25 protein-coding genes are annotated in these 23,657 nt (G+C 36.8%); 24 read left to right on the top strand and 1 reads right to left on the bottom strand.

Annotated features, from left to right (window positions below; translation table 11 throughout):
• Positions 1–282: 282 nt before the first annotated feature.
• The 24 genes from CKJ95_RS09345 to CKJ95_RS09230 all read left to right on the top strand — a co-directional run bounded on the left by CKJ95_RS09345 (position 283) and on the right by CKJ95_RS09230 (position 23,277).
• Positions 283–1,305: a TAXI family TRAP transporter solute-binding subunit gene (locus tag CKJ95_RS09345; protein ID WP_099353140.1), complete on the top strand. Its 1,023-nt coding sequence runs from the start codon at positions 283–285 to the stop codon at positions 1,303–1,305.
• 82 nt (positions 1,306–1,387) lie between these two features.
• Complete coding sequence (locus tag CKJ95_RS09340; RefSeq protein WP_257215752.1) at positions 1,388–3,367, top strand: TRAP transporter permease; 1,980 nt, start codon at positions 1,388–1,390, stop codon at positions 3,365–3,367.
• Positions 3,368–3,591: 224 nt separating this feature from the next.
• A complete protein-coding gene (locus CKJ95_RS09335; protein ID WP_099353138.1) occupies positions 3,592–4,926 on the top strand; it encodes an acyclic terpene utilization AtuA family protein in 1,335 nt (444 codons plus the stop codon).
• Between the two features lie 11 nt (positions 4,927–4,937).
• Positions 4,938–5,249, top strand: coding sequence for a DUF4387 domain-containing protein (locus CKJ95_RS09330; protein ID WP_099353137.1), 312 nt, complete (start codon positions 4,938–4,940; stop codon positions 5,247–5,249).
• A gap of 13 nt (positions 5,250–5,262) precedes the next feature.
• Positions 5,263–6,366, top strand: a complete 1,104-nt coding sequence (locus CKJ95_RS09325) for an isocitrate/isopropylmalate dehydrogenase family protein (protein ID WP_099353136.1) — start codon at positions 5,263–5,265, stop codon at positions 6,364–6,366.
• Complete coding sequence (locus CKJ95_RS09320; protein WP_099353135.1) at positions 6,354–6,908, top strand: HD domain-containing protein; 555 nt, start codon at positions 6,354–6,356, stop codon at positions 6,906–6,908. Before CKJ95_RS09325 ends, CKJ95_RS09320 begins: the two co-directional genes overlap by 13 nt.
• A gap of 75 nt (positions 6,909–6,983) precedes the next feature.
• Positions 6,984–8,243, top strand: coding sequence for a nickel-dependent lactate racemase (larA, locus tag CKJ95_RS09315; RefSeq protein ID WP_099353134.1), 1,260 nt, complete (start codon positions 6,984–6,986; stop codon positions 8,241–8,243).
• A gap of 72 nt (positions 8,244–8,315) precedes the next feature.
• Positions 8,316–8,963, top strand: a complete 648-nt coding sequence (locus CKJ95_RS09310) for a GntR family transcriptional regulator (RefSeq protein WP_257215751.1) — start codon at positions 8,316–8,318, stop codon at positions 8,961–8,963.
• Between the two features lie 186 nt (positions 8,964–9,149).
• Positions 9,150–10,151, top strand: a complete 1,002-nt coding sequence (locus CKJ95_RS09305) for a bile acid:sodium symporter family protein (protein WP_257215743.1) — start codon at positions 9,150–9,152, stop codon at positions 10,149–10,151.
• A gap of 171 nt (positions 10,152–10,322) precedes the next feature.
• On the top strand, positions 10,323–10,718 hold the full coding sequence (locus CKJ95_RS09300; RefSeq protein ID WP_099353132.1) for a hypothetical protein: 396 nt from the start codon (positions 10,323–10,325) through the stop codon (positions 10,716–10,718).
• A 119-nt stretch (positions 10,719–10,837) separates the two neighbouring features.
• Complete coding sequence (locus CKJ95_RS09295; RefSeq protein ID WP_099353131.1) at positions 10,838–11,344, top strand: type 1 glutamine amidotransferase domain-containing protein; 507 nt, start codon at positions 10,838–10,840, stop codon at positions 11,342–11,344.
• Positions 11,345–11,475: 131 nt separating this feature from the next.
• A complete protein-coding gene (locus CKJ95_RS09290; RefSeq protein WP_099353130.1) occupies positions 11,476–12,798 on the top strand; it encodes a short-chain fatty acid transporter in 1,323 nt (440 codons plus the stop codon).
• Positions 12,799–12,852: 54 nt separating this feature from the next.
• Positions 12,853–13,263, top strand: a complete 411-nt coding sequence (locus tag CKJ95_RS09285) for a hypothetical protein (protein ID WP_099353129.1) — start codon at positions 12,853–12,855, stop codon at positions 13,261–13,263.
• A gap of 169 nt (positions 13,264–13,432) precedes the next feature.
• Positions 13,433–14,323, top strand: coding sequence for a hypothetical protein (locus CKJ95_RS09280; RefSeq protein ID WP_099353128.1), 891 nt, complete (start codon positions 13,433–13,435; stop codon positions 14,321–14,323).
• 170 nt (positions 14,324–14,493) lie between these two features.
• On the top strand, positions 14,494–14,979 hold the full coding sequence (locus tag CKJ95_RS09275; RefSeq protein WP_099353127.1) for a DinB family protein: 486 nt from the start codon (positions 14,494–14,496) through the stop codon (positions 14,977–14,979).
• Positions 14,980–15,134: 155 nt separating this feature from the next.
• Complete coding sequence (locus CKJ95_RS09270) at positions 15,135–15,323, top strand: hypothetical protein (RefSeq protein WP_099353126.1); 189 nt, start codon at positions 15,135–15,137, stop codon at positions 15,321–15,323.
• 267 nt (positions 15,324–15,590) lie between these two features.
• Positions 15,591–16,601 (top strand): LacI family DNA-binding transcriptional regulator, encoded by a 1,011-nt coding sequence (locus CKJ95_RS09265; protein WP_099353125.1) that lies wholly within the window; start codon positions 15,591–15,593, stop codon positions 16,599–16,601.
• Between the two features lie 19 nt (positions 16,602–16,620).
• Positions 16,621–17,655: a zinc-binding dehydrogenase gene (locus CKJ95_RS09260; protein WP_099353124.1), complete on the top strand. Its 1,035-nt coding sequence runs from the start codon at positions 16,621–16,623 to the stop codon at positions 17,653–17,655.
• A 21-nt stretch (positions 17,656–17,676) separates the two neighbouring features.
• On the top strand, positions 17,677–18,585 hold the full coding sequence (locus tag CKJ95_RS09255; RefSeq protein ID WP_099353123.1) for a sugar phosphate isomerase/epimerase family protein: 909 nt from the start codon (positions 17,677–17,679) through the stop codon (positions 18,583–18,585).
• Positions 18,586–18,651: 66 nt separating this feature from the next.
• Positions 18,652–19,962, top strand: a complete 1,311-nt coding sequence (locus CKJ95_RS09250; protein ID WP_099353122.1) for an ABC transporter substrate-binding protein — start codon at positions 18,652–18,654, stop codon at positions 19,960–19,962.
• Positions 19,963–20,040: 78 nt separating this feature from the next.
• Positions 20,041–20,931: a carbohydrate ABC transporter permease gene (locus tag CKJ95_RS09245; RefSeq protein ID WP_180271458.1), complete on the top strand. Its 891-nt coding sequence runs from the start codon at positions 20,041–20,043 to the stop codon at positions 20,929–20,931.
• Complete coding sequence (locus CKJ95_RS09240; protein ID WP_099353121.1) at positions 20,928–21,743, top strand: carbohydrate ABC transporter permease; 816 nt, start codon at positions 20,928–20,930, stop codon at positions 21,741–21,743. The genes CKJ95_RS09245 and CKJ95_RS09240 overlap by 4 nt, the downstream gene beginning before the upstream one ends.
• Positions 21,744–21,768: 25 nt before the next feature.
• Positions 21,769–22,548 carry an SDR family NAD(P)-dependent oxidoreductase gene (locus CKJ95_RS09235; protein WP_099353120.1) on the top strand — a complete coding sequence of 260 codons (780 nt, stop codon included), beginning with the start codon at positions 21,769–21,771 and terminating at the stop codon, positions 22,546–22,548.
• A gap of 54 nt (positions 22,549–22,602) precedes the next feature.
• Positions 22,603–23,277 (top strand): orotidine 5'-phosphate decarboxylase / HUMPS family protein, encoded by a 675-nt coding sequence (locus CKJ95_RS09230; protein WP_099353119.1) that lies wholly within the window; start codon positions 22,603–22,605, stop codon positions 23,275–23,277.
• Positions 23,278–23,350: 73 nt separating this feature from the next.
• Here CKJ95_RS09230 and CKJ95_RS09225 read toward each other — a convergent pair whose 3' ends face one another.
• A complete protein-coding gene (locus CKJ95_RS09225) occupies positions 23,351–23,584 on the bottom strand; it encodes a hypothetical protein (protein ID WP_099353221.1) in 234 nt (77 codons plus the stop codon).
• Between the last annotated feature and the right edge of the window lie 73 nt (positions 23,585–23,657).

The raw sequence follows: 23,657 nt of genomic DNA, 5'->3' as shown, positions 1-23,657 counted from the left end.
AATTGTTAGTAATGATTAGACTTTTCAGAAAAAATTAAATACATTATTGACTTTATAATAATGTATACATTATTATTTATACATAGGTGAACTTCCCGAAAATTACATAAATTTTCAATCAGTTAAGACTTTATTAGGGGGAAGTGTTGTTGAAACAATCTTAAATTTGCAAAAAATAATTTATAAGCAAATTTATATTAAAACTTAAAATAAAGGAGGAATGTATTTTTATCATCTCTGAAAGCGTCTTCAAATAATCGGGAAAATAAGGGGGATTTAACTTTGAGAAAATGGATTTTCATAACTACAATTTTAGTTACAATGTTAGGTTTGGTAGCATGTGGTAATACCTCGAATAATTCAAGTGCGGGAGGCAAGCAAACTTCATCAGGAAAAACAGAGTTTCTCACTATAGGTGCTCCACCCGCTAGTTCAGCGTTATATGGTTATTGGGTAGCAGCCACAAAAGCAATTGAAAAGGTTTATCCAGAATTAAAGTTCACTGTAACAGAATCACAAGGTGCCGTAGATATTTCAAAGCGAGTACGTAATGGAATGGTTCCAGTTGGCAACTCTGTAAGTAGTACGGATTATGAAAGCTATAATGGGTTAGGAAGTTTTAAGGATGAACCATTTAAGGACTTAAGGTTAATTTGGTATTTTGATTCAACGCCAATACAGTGGATAGTTACGAAGGACTCTGGTGTCAAGGAGTTAATTGATTTAAACGGTAAAAAGTTTAATCCGGGTTCTACAAATTCATCAGCCGAAGCTATTACGAAAATCGTATTTGAAGAGCTTGGAATAGAACCTGACTATTTTCCAGCTGTTCAAGCGGACGCTGCAGATGCTGTAGTAAATAGACAAATAATAGGAACCAGCAAAGCAGGACCTGCACCGGATAGTTTTGTTCAACAAATTCAAGGTTCACTGGATATTGATTTGCTTAGTATCCCGGAGGAAGACATCAAAAAGATTACAGAGAAGTACAAATATTTAGTTCCTTACACAATTCCTGCGGGGACTTATGAAGGCATTGACTATGATGTTCATACTGTAACGGTATTAATGGGTGCACAAACAACTAGTAAACTGCCTAAAGATATAGGTTACAAAATGCTTAAGGCAATTTCCGAAGACGGAAAGAATGACATTGATACAGCATATCCAATAGGAGCAAAGAATGATATTACAGAACTAACATTAAACTCACAGGTTCCTTTACATGCTGGAGCTGTTCAATATTTAAAAGAGATTGGAATCGAAGTTCCTGAAGAATTAATACCACCTGAATATGAAGAGTAGTAATAATAACATCTCTCCTTCATAATCCTCAAAATCTGAATGAAGGAGAGATACAAATTGGAAGGGGGAACAAATTTTGTCAATGTCTTCAAAAGCTGATGTAACACAAATAAAGTTAACGGAAGCAGTGGAAGCTGTTGAATCTGAAACCAAATTAGATATAAAAAATCCAATTTGGAGAATTGTTATTATATCTCTTGCACTAGGTTTAGTCATTTTTCATCTATATACAACTATTTTTGGAATTTTCCCAGCCTTAATACAACGTAGTATACATGTTGGTTTTGCTTTAGCATTATGTTTTGCACTTGCCCCAGCAAAGAGGTCTTCAAGTAGATCTCATGTTCCTTGGTATGATGTAATATTTATCCTATTATCAATTTGTACAACAATATATATTTTATTGGTTTATGATCAGATTTTAGAAAACCCTTTATTGTGGGTAAGCTCAATAGACCAATTATTCTCCGTTATTTTACTTCTCTTAATAATTGAAGCTGGACGGAGAACGGTTGGTTGGACATTTCCAATAATGGTATTATTTTCAATTCTTTATGCCTATTTCGGTCCCTATTTTCCGGGAATTTGGGGCCACCAAGGTTTTAGTCTTTCAGTAATTCTTCAATCCCTATATCATAGTTCAAACGGTATATGGGGTATGATGGTTGGTATTTCTGCTACAATTCTATCAATATTCGCGATATTTGGTGCGACTTTAATTGCAATTGGTGCTGGAGAAAGTTTCTTTAAAATTTCACAAATGTTAACCGGAGGAAGTAGAGGAGGTTCTGCAAAGGTTTCTATAGCATCTAGTGCTTTATTTGGGATGATTTCAGGGAGTGCGGTATCTAATGTAGTGACAACTGGTAATTTTACTATTCCAACTATGAAAAAGACTGGTTTTTCTAGTCCGTTTGCTGGTGCTGTTGAAGCTGTAGCTTCTACTGGAGGACAATTAGTGCCACCTGTTTTAGGGGCAGCTGCATTTATTATGGCTCAAATTCTAGGTATTGAATATTCAACGATAGCAATTGCAACCATTATTCCTGCATTTTTATATTACTTCGGAGCATTTATCGGTGTTGATCTTGAAGCAAGAAAGCTGGGTTTAAAGTCTGATAAATCAAGTAGTTGGAAAGATGGTTTTTCAATACGGAGTCTTGCTCTATTCGTAGTTCCTATTGGCATTTTTAGTTACTTTCTATTTACCGGATATACTCCATCTTTAGGTGGGGTATGGGCAATTGTTGCCGGTCTCATAGTTTATATGATATTTCGTCCGAAGACTATTTCTGGGAAAAGTCAAAAAACTACTAGAAAAATAAGTGTTGGTATATCTATTGCATCAGCTAAAACAGTATTCCAAATTGCTGCATTATTAGCGTGTGCTCAAATTGTAGTTTCGCTGATCTCCATGACGGGAGTTGGTGTAAAATTATCAACTTTCATTATTGATTTTGCCCAGCAAAATTTATTTTTAGGTTTGGTTTTAACAGCATTGGTTTGTATTGTCTTAGGCATGGGGTTACCAACAACAGCTGCTTATGTAATTGCTGCTTCAGTTCTTGGACCTGCATTGATCCAATTAGGTTTGGAGCCCTTAGTTGCTCATTTGTTTATCTTTTATTTTGCGATAATGTCAACAATTACACCACCGGTTTGTGCTGCAGTTTTCTTAGCAGCTGGGTTAGCAGATGCTAATTGGTGGAAAACCGCAGTAAATGCTATGAAACTAGCGGTATCTGCTTTTGTTGTTCCTTTTGCTTTTGTTTATTCCAATTCATTACTTTGGATGGGGCCAATTGCGGATAGAATTATTGCTACTATAACAGCTATAGGTGGTGTGTTCTTCTTAACCGTAGCTTCTATTGGATTCTTATGGAAACATATACCTATTTGGATTCGATTACCATTAGCACTTGCAGGAATTCTAATGGTAGTTCCAAATTTATTATATTCTATTATTGGTTTAATTTTTGGCATATTACTGTTGTTTACACATAGAGTCATTTTGAAAAAAAAGAACTCAACACAGGACGAAGCATCGTTTAATGCAATTTAACCAAACGAGTTATTGATACTATGTTTCTCAAAAATAATTGAAGACTCGTACTCCGAGCTACTGCCAGGGTAGTAGCTTGGTGGAAATTTGGAAAGAACTATTCTATTGACGTTAACCAAAACAATAGTATTTTATTTTAGTAAAAGGATAGTCTTATTTAATAAAAGAGTAATAATTTTAGTGAATAAATTAAAAAAATAAATAGATTTTAAGGACGTGAGACAGTGAAAGAAGTACGAATCCTGGCAGCAACTGGAATGCTAGGGACCGGTTTTTCTGAAGAAAGTTTTAGAAAGGCAATAACTCTAAAACCTGATGTGATTGGTTGTGATGCAGGTTCAACGGATCCTGGACCATACTACTTAGGAGCGGGGGTACCAATGTCATCAAGAGAAGCAGTAAAAAGGGATCTCCGACTTATGCTCAAATTAGGGTTGGATTCTAATATACCAGTAATAGTAGGCTCAGCTGGTACAGCAGGTGGGAATCCCCATTTACAGTGGACTACTGATATTGTTAGAGAGATTGCTACAGAGGAAAAATTACACTTTAAAATGGCTATTATTGAATCAGAAATTTCAATAGAACAATTAAAATATTATAAAAATAAAGGGAAGATAAAGGCTCTATACCCAACATCTGAATTGGAAGAAGGTACTATTAATGAAACAGTACGAATTGTTGGAGTTATGGGGCCAGAACCTTATATTAAAGCTATCCAGGAAGGAGCGCAATTGGTTATAGCAGGTAGATCTAGCGATACAGCAATTTATGCAGCTGTACCTATTATAAAGGGGTTCAATAACGGACCAACCTGGCATGCCGCTAAAATATTAGAATGTGGAGCAGGTTGTGTTGAACAACGATTGTATCCTGATTGTATGATGGCTTGGATTAAAGAAGACTCGTTTCGCGTAGAACCACCAAATGAAGAAATGCGATGTACTCCAGTTAGTGTTGTTTCCCACTCATTATATGAAAATTCTGATCCTTATAAGCTTGCTGAGCCATCAGGGTTATTAGATACTACCTATTCTACTTATCATCAAGTAAGTAAAAGGGGGGTAGAAGTACGAAATAGCAAGTTTCATAGAAGTGCATCCTATACGATTAAAATTGAGGGTGTAAAGATTGCAGGGTATAGACAAATTGCAGTGGGGTGTATTAGGGATCCAATAGTTTTAAAACAGTTGGATTCATTCTTAGAAGTTGCAAAAGCAAGTATCCAAAAAAAAGTTCAGGATAGTACTGGAATAGATAATTCAAACTATAAAATTCAATTCCGCGTATTTGGTGGGAATATAAAGGATACAGAGGTTGGTTGCATAATTGAGATTCTGGGAGAAACGGAAGAAGATGCACAATCTATTATGGCAATTGCATGGCATACACTTCTACATCAACCAGTTAAAGAATGGTCAGGATTAGTTAGCCAAATTGCATTTCCTTATTCTCCACCGAACATCAATGCCGGTGCTGTTTATCAATTTTGTCTTAATCATGTAATAGAAGTTGATGATCCGCTTGAATTATTTTCAATCTCTTACTTAGAAATATGAGGAGTGTTTAGATGATACTTTATGAATTGACAAAATTGATACGTTCAAAAAATGCTGGGCCATTCATGCTAACAATTGATATATTATTTGAAACTGAAGATGCACTAAGAAAAGTAATATCTTCAAATATATTAAATCCATCGTTGATTGCAAATATATATTCAATACAGAAAGAACAAGTCCAATCGTTTCTTTGTTGGGAAGCTAGGGCAATTAAATTTTCATTTCCTCGTCAAGTTGTTGCTGGCGATTTTGAAGATAGCGACGTATTCGGTGGTCAATATCATGCTCCATTAGTAGATATAGAAATTCCCATAAATTGAAGGAGAGGATACTATGATTAATTATGATATAGCTGTAATGGAAGGCGACGGCATCGGTCCGGAAATTGTTAGAGAAACCGTCAAAGTCCTTAAAGCTGTAGAGAAAAGATTTCCTAGTTTGCAATTTAACTTTATATATTTACCAGTTGGGTTATCAGCATATAAAAAATGTGGGTCTACTTTACCTAACCAAACCATTGAAGAACTAAAGAACTGTGATGCTGGTATTCTCGGACCAGTAACAACTCATATTTATCAAGTACACGACCAAAATATGGTAAACCCAAGTGGAAAGTTACGCAAACAGCTAGATTTATACGCAAATATCAGGCCTGCTAGAAATTTTCCAGGTGTAAAAAGTCGCTTTGAAAACGTTGATATGGTAATAGTTCGTGAAAATACAGAAGGTATGTACTCTGACAGAAGTCTTTATCTAGGCGATGGTGAGATAATGCCTGATAGTAATACAGTCCTTTCATTTCGTGTAGTAACAAAAAAGGCTAGTGAAAGGATAGCGAAAATAGGATTTGAATTGGCAAATCTGAGAAAAAAATCTGTTTCTATTGTACATAAAAAGAACGTACTTCGCCGAGGGTGTGGTATGTTCGTTGATTGTTGTAGCCAGATTGCAAAAGATTATAGTACTGTAACCTTTAATGACTATCATATAGATGCTTTTGCGATGTACATGGTGCAAAATCCCGAAACATATGATGTTGTAGTAACAACTAACATGTTTGGGGATATTCTTTCAGACCTTGCTGCAGGTCTGGTAGGAGGACTAGGATTAGCACCGGGTTTAAACTTGGGGGATAATTTCATGCTTGCTCAGGCCACACATGGTTCTGCACCAGATATTGCTAAGAAAAATATTGCTAATCCAATTGCAGAAATTTTATCAGCTAAGATGATGCTGGAGTGGCTTGGAATTCGTAATAAAGATGATATTGCAATACAAGCAGCCTCAATGATAGAACTGTCAATTTCTAGAGTATTAGAAAAAGGGATAAAAACTAGGGATCTTGGTGGTATTGCAACGACTGAACAGTTTGGTAATGAAATTATATCTGAAATAAATACTATGTCTATAAAGGATGATGTTTTATGTCAAAGGTAGTAAATTTAAGAGAAAATATAATCGAATCTTTACCAGAACTTGAATTGATTAAAAATGAATCTTACAAAAAAGCTGTAATTGATATTTGGGAAGAAACACTTATAGCCAGCGACTGGAAGGAAATAGGTGACGTCCCAAAAAGCGGGGATGTAACGGCTTATAGTAATTTACAGCATACACGTAGTGTAACATTACAAGCAATAAGTTGTGCAGATATTATCGAGAAAATACATAATATATCAGTGGATCGTGATATTTTATTAACTTCTGCTCTATTACATGATGTTAGTAAATTTTTTGAATATGACCTTCAAAATAAGAAAACTAAATATGGGAAATTAATGCAACATGGTGTTTACTCCGTCCATAAAGCTATAGAGCATAACCTACCATTAGAGATACAGCACAATATAGTAACTCATACAGGCCTTTCAAAGGTAATGCCACAAACAGTAGAAGCATTAATACTACATTATACAGATTACCTTGATTCAGATGTTTTATTACATGTACTAGATAAACCATTATTTTTAAAAAAATAAGCTAATTTCTATTGGATATACATTTGTTCTTTATTAATTGAAAGTATAGGGTTAAAAAGTGGAGGAGTATAAAAAATGACATATAAAATTCCTTATGGGAAAGGATTTCTTAATTTTGAAATAAACAACCCAGTAGACGAGTTAACTGTAAAGCCACTGCCACCAGTTCCTGATGAAAGGGAGGCAGTTCGAAATTCAATACGTAATCCAATTGGAACTGAGCGGTTAATTAAGCTTGCTTCGGGTAAGAGTAGTGCTGTGATTGTTATAAACGATATTACAAGGCCAGCACCATCTAAATTATTTGTCGAAGAGTTAGCAGAAGAGTTAAATCTTGCAGGAATTCCTGATTCATCAATTAAATTACTTGTAGCAACAGGAAATCATCGTCCTAATACAGATGATGAACTAAAGCAGATGGTTGGGAAAGAAAGCTTCGAACGCTTTGAGATAATAAATCATAGTGCAAATGATCCATCTGAGTTAGTATATTTGGGTGTTACAGAAAATGGCTTGGATATTGAAGTTAACCGTCATGTAGTTGAGGCAGATTTAACAATTACAACAGGTATTATAACTCCGCATCAAACTGCTGGTTTTAGTGGTGGTAGAAAGAGTATTGTACCGGGTGTTGCTGGAATTAAAAGTCTAATGCAACATCATTCTTTTCCAATCCGTTCAGAAGAGCCAGTCATGGGTATCATGAAAAACAATCGATTTCATGAGGAAGCTGTTGAGGCAGCTCGTAAAGTTGGGGTAGATTTTATTGTTAATGTTGTAAAAAATAACAAAGGACAAATAGTATCTGTTGTTGCAGGTGATTTGGAAAAAGCACACGAGGAAGGCGTTAACATATGCAGAAATTCTTGGGAAATAGAGGTGAACAATTTATATGATATTACAATTGTCTCACCAGGCGGTTATCCAAAAGACTTTGATATGCATCAATCGCAAAAGGCACTTGCAACTGCTGAAATGATAACTAGACCAGGGGGGTCAATTATTTTAGTAGCAGAATGCCCAGATGGTATTGGTTCTTTCGGTAATTTCATGGCTGAATGCCGCGACCCTCAAGAAATAATAGACCGTTTTAAAAGGTCTGGATTTGACAGTGGAAACCATTCCTCGAAGGCGTATATGTATGCCCGGGCACTGCTAAAACATAATATATATTTTATTTCTGAACACTTAGATCCATTAGAACTAAAAAGCATGTTTTTTTATCCTTCAAGGACCATAGAGGAAGCATTTCATAACGCTAAAATGAAATGTGCTAATATGCCAACTGTTGCACTTGTGCCATATGCTATAGATTGTCTTGTAAATGTAAAGTAGTCTAATAAAGATCTATTGCTTCTTATATAATGTATACATTATACTTTATATGAGGTGATTTCGTTGGAAAAAGTGGAATCTTTACTTGCTAAAGATAAGATTGCATCAATATTAAGAAATGAAATTATAAAAGGTAATATAAAGCCTGGACAGAAACTCTTGGAAAAAGAACTATGCGAGCAATTAGGCGTTAGTAGAACACCACTTCGTGAAGCTATTCGTAATCTTGAAGTTGAGGGCTTAATAGAGAGTATACCGAATAAAGGCTCAAGGGTTAGGACTATGACAATACAAGATATTAAAAACGTATACGAACTTCGTATAGAACTTGAAGCACTAGCTACAAAAAAATCTGTTCCATACCTGATAAAAGAAGATTTAGATTCTCTTTTTTCAATCCAAGAAATGTTAAAAACAGCGACTAAGAAGGCTACTTGGGGAGAAGTTAGTGAATTGAATAAAAAGTTTCACAATATTCTTGTGTCTAAAGGAGATAATAATCTTTTACTATCAACAATTGACCAATTGCACAAAGTTAGTGTTGTGATTAGTGTTTCGAATTTTTCTATTCCCGGGAGATCATGGAACGTTATTGATGAACATTCAAAAGTTATTGAAGCAGTTAAGGAAAAAGATGCTGAACTCGCAAGCATTCTTATGAGAAACCATCTTGAAGCAGCTAGAGATTCTTTATTAAATTATATGAGTAACATGGAATAAGATAAATTTTAGTGTATCAAATCCAAGTTACTAATCGGCAAATTTATCCTTTCTTACTAACTATTTAAAGCATATTGAAATGAAAAACTTATAAGCTGTTTAACAACTAATTTTCTGTTAAACAGCTTTTTTTCATATTCTAATAGAAGTTTCTTATTTTTATGGGAAAGGGTGTTCTAAATCATCGTGAAAATAAATGCAGCTTTAGAGAAATTATTACCTATAGTAACCCCAATAAGTGTAATCATGGGTATTCTGTTGTCGCAATACTTGCAATCTCTCATTTTTTTGATGCCATGGATTCTTGCCTTGATGACCTTTTCAAGTTCCATCAATTCAACGATTTCATCAATGAAAAGGTCGTTTTCCCACCCTTTTCCAATCGTTGTGTCCATTATTTGTTTACATATCATTATGCCTTCTTGGGCGTGGTTTATTGGAAATCTGTCATTTGCAACAGATCAGTCCATGGTTACAGGAATAATAATAGCTGTAGTAATCCCTACAGGAGTTACAAGTGTGATATGGGTAGCTATGAGTAAAGGGAATGTTGAGCTTACACTTTCCATACTTTTAATAGACATGATACTATCTCCAATTATAGTACCTTTAAGTCTAGCACTATTTGTTGGTAGAAATATAGAAATAAATGTACAAAGTATTATGGTAGGTCTTTTTTTTATGATTGTCATCCCGTATATTCTTGGTATACTTGCTAATTATATTATAAAAGGACCATCCAAAGATAAGTTAAAGAAGTTTTTAACCCCGGTATCAAAAATAGGAATTCTAGTAGTCGTCATGATTAATGGAGCAGATATTGCTCCATATTTAAGAGAGATAAATTTAGAACTCATACGCATTGCGAGTGTAGTCTTGTTCATAGCTTGTAGTGGATATTTATTTGCATGGCTTATTGGTAAGGTATTGAAATTAAAATTTGAAGATCTGGCCGCACTTGTATTTTCAAGTGGGATGAGAAACATTGCCTCTGGGATCGTCATTGCCACTTCGTTTTTTTCACCAAAAGTTGCGGTTCCTGTAGTTTTTGTGATGATTTTTCAGCAATTGTTAGCTTCTATATTTGCAAGTTTGTTATCTAAAGTAGTAAGAAATAAGAATAATAAAGAAAATAGAACTATAGAAGAACAGTATATAACTCGTAACTTAGAACATAAAAATAACTAATTTCTTGATACTATCAAGCAAAAAGCGAATGATGAAGCATCGGATGAAGTCTATCGACTAATCGACACAAATTCTATCGGTTTAATTGGGCATTCCTTAGGTGGTGCAGCGGCTGCAAAGCTTGGTAGAGATCGAAATGATATTGCGGCTGTTATCAACTTAGATGCTGACTTGCTTGGAGAAGTGGTTGGATTTGAGGATGGTAAACCAGTCATTAATAAAGAGATTTATCCGGTACCATTACTAAGTGTTTATTCTGATACGATGAAGAACCTGATGGACGGTGTTACTGATCCAGAAGTTGTAATTCCGCAACAGTATATCTCGGATACTGCTCCTGATGCATTCGAGGTATATATTCAAGGAACAAATCACTTGAGTCTTACGGATTTACCGCTTGTATCCCCGTTTCTAGTTAAGGTAATTAATAGTTCTGTAGAAAAGGACACGGGCTCCGATAGTGCCGATAAATACAAAGTACTTGAAACAATGAATGAGATTGTACTGGAATTCTTTGATAGTTACGTGAAGGGTGATCGTCGTTTTGAATCAGCTGGAACATACTAGTGATTATATTGGTATGTCGAATACAAATTATGATGAAATTTACAGATCACTTTATTTGAAGTAACAACAAGAATCTATTAAAATAGAAATAAATACCAATACATAGGAGTGATTAACGAATGGCAAAAGTATGCTTTTTACTTGATAATGGCTATGAAGATTCAGAGATGAAGAATCCTTATGATGCAGTGAATGAAGCAGGTCATGAAACCGTTGTTGTTGGAATCGAAAAAGGTGCTGAACTTAAAGGGAAGAAAGGGACTGTATCATATACATCTGACCTTTCCATAAGTGAGGTAAAGGCTGACGATTATGATGCGGTTATTATTCCTGGTGGCTCTGCTCCAGAGGCACTGCGAGTAAATGATGAAGTCGTACAATTTGTAAAACAAGCCAATGAACAAGGGAAAGTGATTGCTGGTATTTGTCATGGACCACAAGTTATGATTAGTGCGGATATCTTAAAAGGGGTAAGCGCAACTTCGTACATTGGAATCCGTGATGATTTGAAAAACGCTGGATCTACCTTCTTAGACCAAGAGGTAGTGGTTGACGGAAATATCATCACGTCTCGTACACCAAAAGACGAGCCGGCATTTATTAAAGAAATCTTAAATAAATTATAAGAACGTTTAACTTAAAGGTCTCTTCTCTTATGGGAAGGGGCCTTTTTTGCATTCTCGCAAAACTAGGTATTTTCATATTCTAGTCCTAGTCCGAATACAATGTAGCAATTACTTATAAGGGGAGTGAGGAAATGAGAGCGATAACAAATTTCTTTGTTCGACTCGTTCAGCGGTTTCTTCCAGATGCCTTTATTTTTGCGATTATTCTTACATTCTTAGTGTTTATCATTGGCATCTTGTTTACAGACAGTGGACCCGTCGAAATGGTTACACATTGGGGAACAGGATTTTGGGATTTACTCGCCTTCACCATGCAAATGTCTCTGGTTGTGGTAACGGGGTATGTATTAGCGAATGCGCCTGTTATCAAGAATTTTTTAGCACGTTTGAGTAATTTGGCGAAAACACCAGCGCATGCCGTTATGCTTGTCACGTTTGTATCTGCCATTGCTTGTTTAATTAATTATGGTTTCGGATTAGTGGTTGGGGCCCTGTTTGCCATCCATGTGGCCAGGCAAGTCCCATCTGCAGATTTTCGTATTTTAGTAGCTGGGGCTTATAGTGGATTTTTGGTTTGGCATGGTGGGTTCTCAGCTTCGATTCCATTGACAGTAGCCACCTCTGGTCACTTTTTAGAAGAGAAAATGGGAGTCATTCCAGTGAGTGAAACTCTTTTTAGTCCAGCCAATCTCTTTATTGTAGCAGCACTGGTAATCACATTACCTATATTTAATCGATTCTTGATGAAAAGCTCAAATACACTGGCTCAAGATCGATCCAGCTGGAAGCTACCAGATGACACGTCATCAACAACTGAAACGATTAATCCATCTACACCAGCAGAGAAAATTGAAAACAGCGTGATTGTTTCGATGCTGATTGGTATCATGGGTTTAGGTTTTATCGTTTATCATTTTGTAACCAAGGGCTTTGATTTAAATATTAATATCGTAAACTTTATTTTCTTATTCTTAGGTATCATGTTGCATAAAACACCGAAACAGTTCTTAAACACAGTCACAAACGGAGTCAAAAATGCAGGGGGAATCATCATTCAATTCCCGTTCTATGCTGGAATCATGGGGATGGTTACGTTATCTGGCCTTTCTCAGGAAATGGCTTTATGGTTCGTCTCATTTGCAAATGCTCACACTCTACCATTCTTTTCGTTTCTCAGTGGCGGGCTAATCAACGTATTTGTACCTTCCGGTGGTGGTCAGTGGGCGGTACAAGGACCCATTATGATTGAAGCAGCGGCTGCTATTAATGCAGATCTTGCGAAAACGGCAGTAGGGGTTGCATGGGGAGATGCTTGGACCAATATGATTCAACCATTCTGGGCCTTGCCGGCTTTAGCAATTGCAGGATTGCATATTCGCGATATCATGGGATTCTGTGTCATGATTCTCTTCTATAGCTTCATTCCGATTTCAATTGGTCTATTATTGTTATAAAATAGAGGCAAACGGACATATCCGTTTGTCTTTCTGAATGATTGGGGGACTATTATGAGAAACAAAGCATTGGGAATGTTCGTTTTAGCAATTGTTTATACCTTGCTTTTAGTTGGATGTACCCCTAACAAAACCCCACTCTTAAAAGGTTCTTATCAAAGTGAACATGTGAATGGATATATTGTTCAAATGACATTTCAACCTGAAGATCATAGTTTTGTTGAATACATTGATAATAGAGAAGTAGATAAAGGAACTTATGAGGAATTAGAAGATGGTTTGTATAAAATAAACGGCGAACTTCAAGAATTTGAAATTACCCTAAATAACGACAACTCTTTTGATGTAGTGGTCAAGAAAATAAATGATGTTAAACCCATCACATTGAAAAATGTCGATGACACACCCGTATATATTGGTACAGAGTTTGATGACGTTGATGAATATAAATCATTATTAGAATGAAGGTGAATGCTTGGTCATACATGGTATGAACCAGGCATTTTTTATTGTTCACTTATCGAAAAGTGAAACTTTTCCAGCAAGTTAACGTAAATAAAACATCGGTATAAGCGGGGTGGACTAATAATGGACACCTGAAGCTTTAAATATCCTACTATAAAGGGGGAATTTGATGGAGTGGTTAGTCCTGCTTGCAATTGTTATTTGGGTTATTCTATTCTTACGTAAAAAACTCTCATTTACATATGGTTTATCTCCTAAATCTATAGAGACAAAACCACTAAAAGGGCTAAAAAAACTAAGTGAAAACTTGGAGCAATCCCTTAGTAAAAGTTACATGAAAAACGTAGAAGAGAGGGTAAAGAATGAAAAAAACCTAAAAGAAAATGAATACAACTGGCGTCTACTCGATTTAAAACGCTATTTTATTTTGACTTCTCTTTTGAAAGAATCGCCAATGTTTAGCGACAAAGTCGATGACCTGTGGCATGAAATGCTTATGTTTACCCGTGAGTATGATGATTTTTCAAAAAAATATGCGGGTAGTATCCTGCATCACAGTCCTAATGTAACTAAAATATCTGATCCCGACTTGCGAGGTTTCTTTGATTGGGTATATGCTGAGCTTTTTTTCATTAGAAAAGAGAACATCCATTTGTATAAGGGGTTTTTCAGACATCCCGTAAATCCAACTATCGTTGAGGAGTTTAAAACTTTATCAGAAAACGAACTGATAGATAAGTATTTTAAGAGTGATAGACACTATTTAAGTACCATACTCTCGCTGATCTCCTCTATGAAAAAAACAGCAAATAGCGTCAAAGATTATGAAAAACGTGTTGTACAAGAAAAGATGAGAAAAAGTAAAATTCAAAAAAACTTCAACGCCATGCTCGTTCCATTCTTATCTGTTTCTTATTTTCATTATGATGATTTTTTAAGTTACATGAAGATTGGTAGTGTGAGTTCATCAAGCTGTACAAGTTGCGGTTCAGGTAGCTCATGTAGTTCTGTCTCTTCTTGCAGCAGTTCATGCTCAAGCTGTGGTGGGGGTAGTGATTAAAACATTTACACACTCTATGAAATATACCATCCTTGATATACTATTACCAAATCCAACCTTTACGTGATAAAAGGTACGTGTCAGGTTTAGAAGAAGGTATTTAACCTAGTTCGGTTGAATAATTATAATAAAATCAATTTTGGTGTATTTTCTAAATTGGAGGGGTTTCATTGGAGACATTGTTTCGTTATAACTGGATGGTCAGGGAAGAATGGTATCGGTGGTGTGAAGAGTTAAGTGAAGAGGAACTTCTACGAACCAGAACTGGTGGTGTAGGTAGTATTTTGCAAACACTTTTTCATATAGTGGATGTGGAATGGAGTTGGATCCGCCTCTTACAAGGTAAACCAGATTTTCAAGAGAGTTTTGATGATTATAAAAGCTTAGAACAGGTTCGAATATTGGACTCCAAGTTTCGACCAGAAGTGCGGGATTTTGTAAATAATTGGGATAGTACGATGGAAAATCAACTATTATTCGATACCCTCCCAGACGGAAGAGTTGTAACAGACACTTGGGGTGAGGTAATACGACATGTCATTACACATGAAATTCACCATATAGGACAACTATCAGTCTGGTCACGAGAAGTAGGGAAAAAGCCTGTGTCTGCTAATTTCATTGGACGTGGACTTCTATCCCGACCGGATGAATAATATTTCTATTAAGATATAGTTTTAACAGATGAAAATTAAAATGGTAATAGAATACTGTCCATATAGGTTGTATTCAAACACTTTAGCCTTTTTTTCGAAACTAGTAATGGTATAATAGGGAAATAATGTTATATTACAATAGGAGTTGATTTAAAATGGTAAAGAATCTACCATTACTAATGGCGATGCTACTAATCGGTTGTAGTATCACCCTTATTTCTTTAACTACAAATTCTCCTCAGATAGTAAAATGGGTCCTACTAGTTGCGGGTATTCTTTTAAATATTTGGAGTATGATGGGTTTAATCTTACATATAGGTGTGAAAAAACTTAGCAACGAATGATCTTAAATCAAGAAAAAATGACGCCATCCCTTAAGAATGGTGTCATTTTTTTCTTATACGAATGTCGAAATCAGTCTATGAAAAAATTAATATCTCATTTTAAAAATATATGTTGTACCAAGCAAGCCTGAAATCAAAGGTATTATCTAATTAATTAGTGGTGGAAATCAATTTCTTTTATAATATTTAGTGAATTGACAATATTCAAATTCGTTGTTATGCTCTATTCGATGAAACGTTTCATTAATAAAAAATAGGAAGTATACCATGACTAAAAAGGTGACGATACGAGATGTTGCAGAGTTAGCTGGTGTGTCTATTGGTACTGCATCGAAAGTCATTAATCATACTGGTAACGTCCATATTGAACTGAAAAACAAAGTATACGCAGCCATAAAAGCCCTAAACTACTCCCCAAACATGATAGCAAGAAGTTTGAAGTCATCCGTCTCAAAAACAATTGCTGTTCTTCTATCCAACATTACAAACCCCTTCCAGATGACTTTGGCCAAAGGTATTGAAGAAGTTATCTTTGAGAAAGACTATCTATTCATCATCAGTTCTACAAATGAAAATCCAGAAATTGAACGAAAAAATTTACAACTGTTTTACGAGCAACGTGTTGACGGAATCATTCTTTGTTCTACTGGTCAAGTAAACGAAGATATTCTTTTGTTAGTCGAAAGAAACATTCCCATTGTCCTTGTTGATCGGCCCATACCCCATTTGCCCGTTAACATTGTGGCAGATGACAATTTTATCGGCATGGATAAATTAGTTACATACCTCTATGAATTAGGGCATAAAGAAATCGGTGTTGTTCATGGTGATTTGAACACTGTTCACGGAAGCCTCAGGTACGAAGCCGTTTTGCAGTCACTAACTAATTATCGTCTTACAACTGAACACCAGTTCTTTGGTGATTTTACCTATGAAGGGGGTCAACGAGCAGTAGAGTATTTTCTATCGAAAGCGACCGTGCCTACAGCTATCATTTCTTCAAACAATAATATGACGGCTGGTGTATTAAAGGCGTGTCAAAACTACAAGATTACTATTCCAGAACAACTTACGGTTGTGTCATTTGGAGAGCTAGAGTATGAGTGGGATATCATCATGCCCAAAGTGACAGCCATTGTCCAATCTCCACGTGAAATTGGGAGACGTGCTGCAAGTTTGCTATTAGAACAATTGAATAAAGAAGGTCAACATCAAATCGTTCAACTTTTCATCGAACCCGAAATCAGTGTAGGTAACTCTTCTTCTCCTAAAATTTAACGAAGAAAAGGTGATATACATGAAGGCGCTTGTAAACTACGATTCTGGTAAAAATAAGGTTGAAATTAGAGAAGTACCGATACCGAAAATAGGACCAAAAGACATTTTATTGAAGGTGGAAGCCGTAGGAGTCTGTGGAAGTGATTTGCATATGTACCACGATATCCAAGGCTTTGCTGTGAAACGACCTGTCATTTTAGGACATGAGTTTGCAGGAACCGTTGCGGAGGTAGGTTCTGAAGTAAGTCAATTTAAAAAGGGAGATCGCGTTGTAAGTGAGACCCCTTCATATGTTTGTGAGAACTGTATTTATTGCAAATCAGGATTATATAATTTATGTCCGGATAGAAAAGGTTTTGGTGTTTTAGCAGATGGAGCAATGGCTCAGTATGTGAAAACAAGAGAAGCCATCGTTCACCATATACCAGACGGAATACCATTTGAAAAAGCTGCCTTAACGGAGCCTTCATGTGTTGCTTATAATGCAGTTGCTCATCATTCGAGAATCAGACCTGGCGATCATGTTGTGGTTTTTGGACCAGGGCCGATTGGATTAATGTGTATTCAGATTGCTAGACTGTTTGCGCCAGGAAAATTGACTGTCGTTGGTTTGGAAAAAGATGCAAACCGGTTAGAAGTAGCGAAACAATTTGGTGCAGATGAGGTACTCATCGCAGAGAAGCAGGATGTTGTACGTGAAATAACCAATTATGGTGATGGTTTTGGCGCTGATTTAGTGCTTGATGCGGTTGGCGTAAGTCAAACGTTAAAACAGAGTATCGAGATTGTTCGACCCGCTGGGCAAATTACAAAGATTGGGTGGGGACCTGCACCAGTTGGCTTTAGTCTTGACCCACTAATTCAAAAAGCTGCTAGACTGCAAGGTTCGTTTAGTCATACGTACCCAACGTGGGAAAAAGTATTGCTGTTAATGCAAAAAGGAGAAATTGACCCACTTCCAATGGCGAAGGTCTATTCACTAGATGACTGGCAAAATGCCTTTGATGAAATGGATTCCTTAAAACACGCGAAATCTGTTATTATGCCAAACTAAAACATTGAAAAGGAGAAATCAATGAAAGAAAACAATGTCAGGATTTCAGTTTTCCCAAAAGGGTATATCGATGATTTATCTAATGGAAATATGGATGTGTTTGAGTGGATTGAGCAAGCGGGAACACTCGGTGCAGATGGCATGGAAATGTATCCTACATTTTTACAAACTACTGAAAAGTCTTATTTGGAGAAGGTAAAGGAGGCAGCTTCTTCAGTCAATCTAGTGATTCCAATGATGTGCGCATCACCTGATTTTACCCATCCCGATCCAGCTTTTCGGGAAAAGGAAATGAGAAAGATGAAAGAAATGATTGATGCGATGGCCATTCTTGGGCCAGATGATTTTAGAAGTTGCCGGGTGTTATCTGGGCAAAGAAGACCAGAGGTATCAAGGGAAGAAGGAATAAAATGGACCATTGATTGTATTAATGAGCTACTTCCCTATGCAGAAAGTAAGCGAGTCTATCTTGTGATGGAAAACCATTACAAAGATGGCTTCTGGATTTATCCGGAATTTGCCCAGAAGTCAGATATCTATTTGGAAATCGTAGAAGGGATTTCATCTAATTGGTTTGGCGTGAACTTTGATCCATCAAATGCGGTTTTTGCAGGCGATGACCCACTTACGTTATTGGAAAAAGTAAAGCACCGATTAATCACAATGCATGCCAGTGATCGCTATTTAAAAGAGGGTTATTCAATGAAAGATATTGAAAATCATTTGGTACAAGGATATTCAGAGGGATTAGCACATGGTGTCATTGGAAAAGGGATTATTGATTACGATGGCATTTTTCAGCTGTTAGCCAATATAAATTTTACTGGCTGGATTTCAATTGAAGATGGGGTTAATGGTTTAGGAGAAATGAAAGAATCTGTCGATTTCTTAAAGAGGAAAGTAGACGAATATTTTCAATCGGGTAATTGACGTAAGGACCACTAAATGTAAGCGCTTTACGTCTTAACCATATTAAGTATGAAAGGGGAAAAGCGAGTGAAAAAAATAAGGGGGCTAAGCTTTTTACTGGTATTTGGATTGTTCATTGGCTTAATGGCTGCTTGTAGTAGCAATACACCTGCTTCAGATGAACCATCATCAGATTCAAATGGTGATAAAAACAAAGACGTTGAATTAAGAATTATTGCTGCAAACCATCCATGGACAGAGGCAATCGAACCATTAATTCCTCAATTTGAACAGGAGTCAGGCATTAAAGTAAAGCTAGAAAAATATTTTGAAGACCAATTAACTCAAAAGCTTACAACCGAGTTTACTGCAGGTTCTGATAGTATCGATGTCTTTATGATACGTCCACTGCAAGAAGGGAAACTCTTTAATCTCAATGGCTGGGTTGCTGATTTAACGAGTTATACCGGTGATTCAGACTGGAATTTAAGTGATTTTACCGAGTCATCCGTGAATTCGTTAAAAGACGGTGAAAAGATTTTTGGTATTCCAACTGTTACGGAGCGTGAAATCCTATATTATCGAAAAGATATTTTTGAAGAAAATAATATTGAACCTCCTAAAACATTAGATGAACTCTATGAAATTGCAAAACAATTAAATGACCCTTCCAATGACTTTTACGGAATGGTATCACGCGGACAACGTGCTGCGGCGGTTACTCAATTCTCAAGCTATTTATATGGATTTGGTGGGGACTTTATCGTTGACGGAAAAGCGGCGATTGATACACCAGAAGCCATTAAAGCATTTGAGTTCTACGGTAATTTACTGAAGGATGCAGGACCTCCAGGAGTCTTAAATATGAGTTGGCCGCAAGCTGCTGGTTTATTTGCACAAGGCAAAGCGGCTATGTATACAGATGCTGATAGTATTTATCCAAACCTGCTAGATCCTGAAAAATCTGTTGTAGGAGAAAAAGTAGGGTTTGCCGTATTCCCAGAAGGACCAGAAGGACAAACGCCATACAACGTTACTTCATGGGGCGTGGCGATGAATGCGAAATCAGAAAACAAAGATGCAGGATGGGAATTTATCAAATGGGCAACGAGTAAAGAAGTTGTAGCTGAGTTACAAAAGAAGAGTGTCCCTGGACCACGACAATCTGTTTGGGACTCACCGGAAGGAACAGAAGCGTTTCCTGAGGAACTTGTTAAAGTCATTTCTGAATCGAATAAGATTGGAAAAGAATATGACCGTCCATTAGTCATAAAAGTAAATGAGGCAAGAGACATGATTGGGACGGCGATTGTGACGGGTATTGAAGGTGGGGATGTAGAAGCCGCTGCTAAAGAAGCCAACAAACAGTTCCAACAATTACTTGATGACGAAAATTAAAAAGTGAATGGATGGAGCGGGTATTCATAAATGTATGAATACCCCTCTATCCTCTTTATAGCGATACATAGAAGGGGGATGACTATCATTCAACTTTGGATTGAAAAACATCTTAAGTATATTTTTACATTGCCTTCCGTACTTTTTGTACTCATTATGATTGTTTTTCCAGTTGGGTATACAGCCTATTTAAGCTTTTTTGACTGGAGCATGTCTAGTGTGTCTCCACCAAAATGGGTCTTCTTAGACAATTTTAAGAAAATCTTTTTTGATGATCCACGGTTTTGGCCAGCATTTTTTCGAACGTTTTACTTTACAATTTTGGCAGTTGTTACTCAAACCGTATTGGGAGTAGCGATTGCACTTTTATTCTTTAGAAACTTTAAAGGTAGTAATCTCGTAAAGACCTTATTTTTACTTCCTATGGTATCAACACCTGTTGCAATCGGACTCGTATGGTTATTAATTTTCGAACCATCCATCGGTTTTGCGAATCAATTCCTAGGTTACTTTGGTATTGATCCACAGTTATGGATTGCGTCACCAAAACAGGCATTGCCGGCAATTGCGATGGTAGACACATGGCAATGGACACCCATGATTACGTTAATCACATTGGCCGGTCTTTCTCAATTACCAAATGAAAATTATGAAGCGGCAGCTGTTGATGGCGCCAATGCGTGGCAAATCTTTTGGAAAATCACATTACCTCTCATGGCTCCTACCATTTTCGCAGCCGTACTTCTACGGTCAATTGATGCGGTAAAGCATTTTGATTTAATTTATGCCATGACACAAGGCGGACCGGGATACGCAACGGAAACCTTAAATATTTACGGTTTTGCTAATGGATTTCAGTATTTCAAGTTAGGATATACGAGCGCCATTTTAATGGTATTCTTTATGATTGTGCTCATTATGAGCTGCTTAATCCTGATCTTCCGTAAGAAGACGGAGGTGACATTATGAAACATAAACGGAGAATGGAGCTTATCCGCTATGTTTTAATCGCTTTTGTGAGTTTAGTATTTTTATTCCCATTTGTGTGGATGATCATTGCTTCTCTTAAAAACCAGGCTCAAATCATGTCGACGGACTCCATTTTTATATTTACACCTAGCCTTAAAAACTACACGGAAGTTTTTGCGCAATATGATTTTATTAAGTTTATCGTAAATAGCTTTATTGTTGCTTTTGCTTCAACCGTTCTCGGATTAGTTTTGGGATTACCAGCCGCTTATGCGATTGCGAAATATAAACTTCATAAATTCGGCGTCATTATCTTAATTGCTAGAATCATTCCTGGTATTTCGTTTATGATTCCATGGTTTATCATTTTCTCAAAACTGGGTTTAGTCGACACATACACAGCATTAACATTAAGCCATATGTTAGTCGGGTTGCCATTTATTATTTGGATTATGATTTCATCCTTTGAAGCTCTTCCACAAGAACTGGAGGATTCGGCTCGAGTAGATGGCTGTACATTGCAAGGTGCATTCTTTAGGGTCTTACTTCCATTGGTTTCACCAGGAATTATTACAGCTTCTATGATGTCATTTATTTTATCTTGGAATAACTTTATGTTTGCTTTAGTCCTTGCTGGGGATGACACGAAGACATTACCAATTGCCGTATTTAACTTCATTTCTTATTCAGAAATAAATTGGGGAGCTCTTATGGCAGCTGCTGTTATCATAACGTTACCTATTTTGATTATTTCTTTGCTTTTACAACGATATATTGTAAGTGGAATTACTTCAGGAGCAGTAAAAGGATAAGCGTCATCAGGAAAGGATGGTCGATGTGCTGATTGATTTACATGGGATGGTAGGAATCGTTACGGGAGTAGGGAAAGGAATTGGGAAAGAAATCATTTTGACCCTAGCAAGAGAAGGGGTTAAAACAGTGGGGATTGATGTATACCAAGATGATCTTGACCAACTAGCACAAGAATTTAAAGAACAAGGATTAGAGGGTTTGTTTTTTGACTGTGATGTTAGTGATAGTGCCAGGATTTCTGAAGTTATTAGTGAGACGATGCAAAAGTTTGGCCGGATTGACCTTTTGGTTAACAATGCAGGCGTTGCTGGGAACGGAGAAGTTGAAACATTAGCAGAGGAGGTTTGGGATTACTGCCATGATGTCAATCTAAAAGGGATATACCTGATGTGCCAATCCGTCATTCCCATTATGAAAAAACAGCGATTCGGTCGGATTATCAATTCTGCGTCTTTTGCAGCGATTATTCCGAGTATTGGCAGCGCAGCATACGCCTCCTCAAAGGCCGGGGTTAAACAATTTTCTCGTGTTCTTGCTGGAGAGTTAGGGCCTTGGAATATTACGGTTAACAGTTATGCCGCTGGAATGATTCCAACAACTCTCAATCACTTTTCTGAGTTGCCACAAGAACAACAAGATCGGTTATTAGACAGCTTAACATTAAGAAGATGGGGTGAGAAAAAAGACATCGCACAACTTATCTGTTTCTTAGCATCAGATTTAGCAGGGTATATAACCGGTACGTTAATTGATGTGAGTGGAGGAAAATTTGCCACACAGTTTCCTAAGGCAGCTTATGAGTAAAACGTTTTTCTATAATTCTACGATTTATTAAGAAATTAGTAGAGGGGCTTGAACATGCAACCAATTGTGCAGATTTCGTTAGATTTAACGAATATTGATGAGGCATTGGAAATGGCGGAAATCGCTATAGAGGCAGGGGTTGATTGGATTGAAGCGGGAACCCCATTATTGCTTGCAGAAGGTTTACATGCAGTACGAAAACTACGGGAGAAATTCCCAGACAAACCGATTGTCGCTGATTTAAAAACGATGGATGGTGGCTATTTAGAAGTAGAAATGATGGCCAAGGCAGGAGCTACTCATGTAGTTGTCATGGGAGTTGCTCATCCAGCGACCATACGAGCAGCGGTTCGAGCTGCAAGAGATTATGGTATAGAAGTGATGGGGGATATTATGGCCTCATCAGACAAAGTTTCATGTGCTAAAATGCTTGAGGAGAACGGTGTTGATTACATTATTGTTCATACAGGCTTTGATGAAAGGGGAGAGGATCCAGAACGCTCACCATTTGATTGCTTAGAAGATGTTGTATCCGCAGTCTCCATCCCAGTTCAGGCTGTTGGTGGGCTATCAATTGAACAAGCTGCTCAAATGCCAAAGTATGGCGCCCCATTAGTGGTAATAGGAGCTCCGTTAGTCATTGATAATCAAGAATTTCGGCCAAGTACGGGTCAAGAACAGCTTAAAGAAACTTTAACTAAGTTTGTGAAAAGAGTGAAAGGCCAATAATATCACGTCCAATTTTTTTGACATCGAAATCATCAGTAGTCTAGTTTTCTAGGCTACTTTTTTGTGTAGTACCTTATCTTGTCTTTGCTTGTGCCTTTCTTTTTTTGTATGAATAAACGAATATCTCAATTAGAACGGTCAGTATAAAGGTTAAAAAAACAATCGTTTCAGCTGGATCCATGACTCGAAACGGACTTGTTGCATTTCGGAAAGCCGTTTGTAGTTCGAATCCTTGCAGATAATCAAGCCAAAATGAGAAGCTCATTAGACACACCATCATCAATAAGGTGATCCCGATAATCTTCATTTTTCTCACACCTTTTTTCAACCTAGTATTCCCCTTCTAAAACGCTTATATGACAACGTATAAATATTCATCT

This window comes from Fredinandcohnia onubensis (assembly GCF_002734285.1).
GTDB classification, from domain to species: domain Bacteria; phylum Bacillota; class Bacilli; order Bacillales; family Bacillaceae_L; genus Ferdinandcohnia; species Ferdinandcohnia onubensis_A.
Note: the sequence above shows the minus strand (reverse complement) of the source record. Positions and strands in the feature narration are given on the sequence as shown.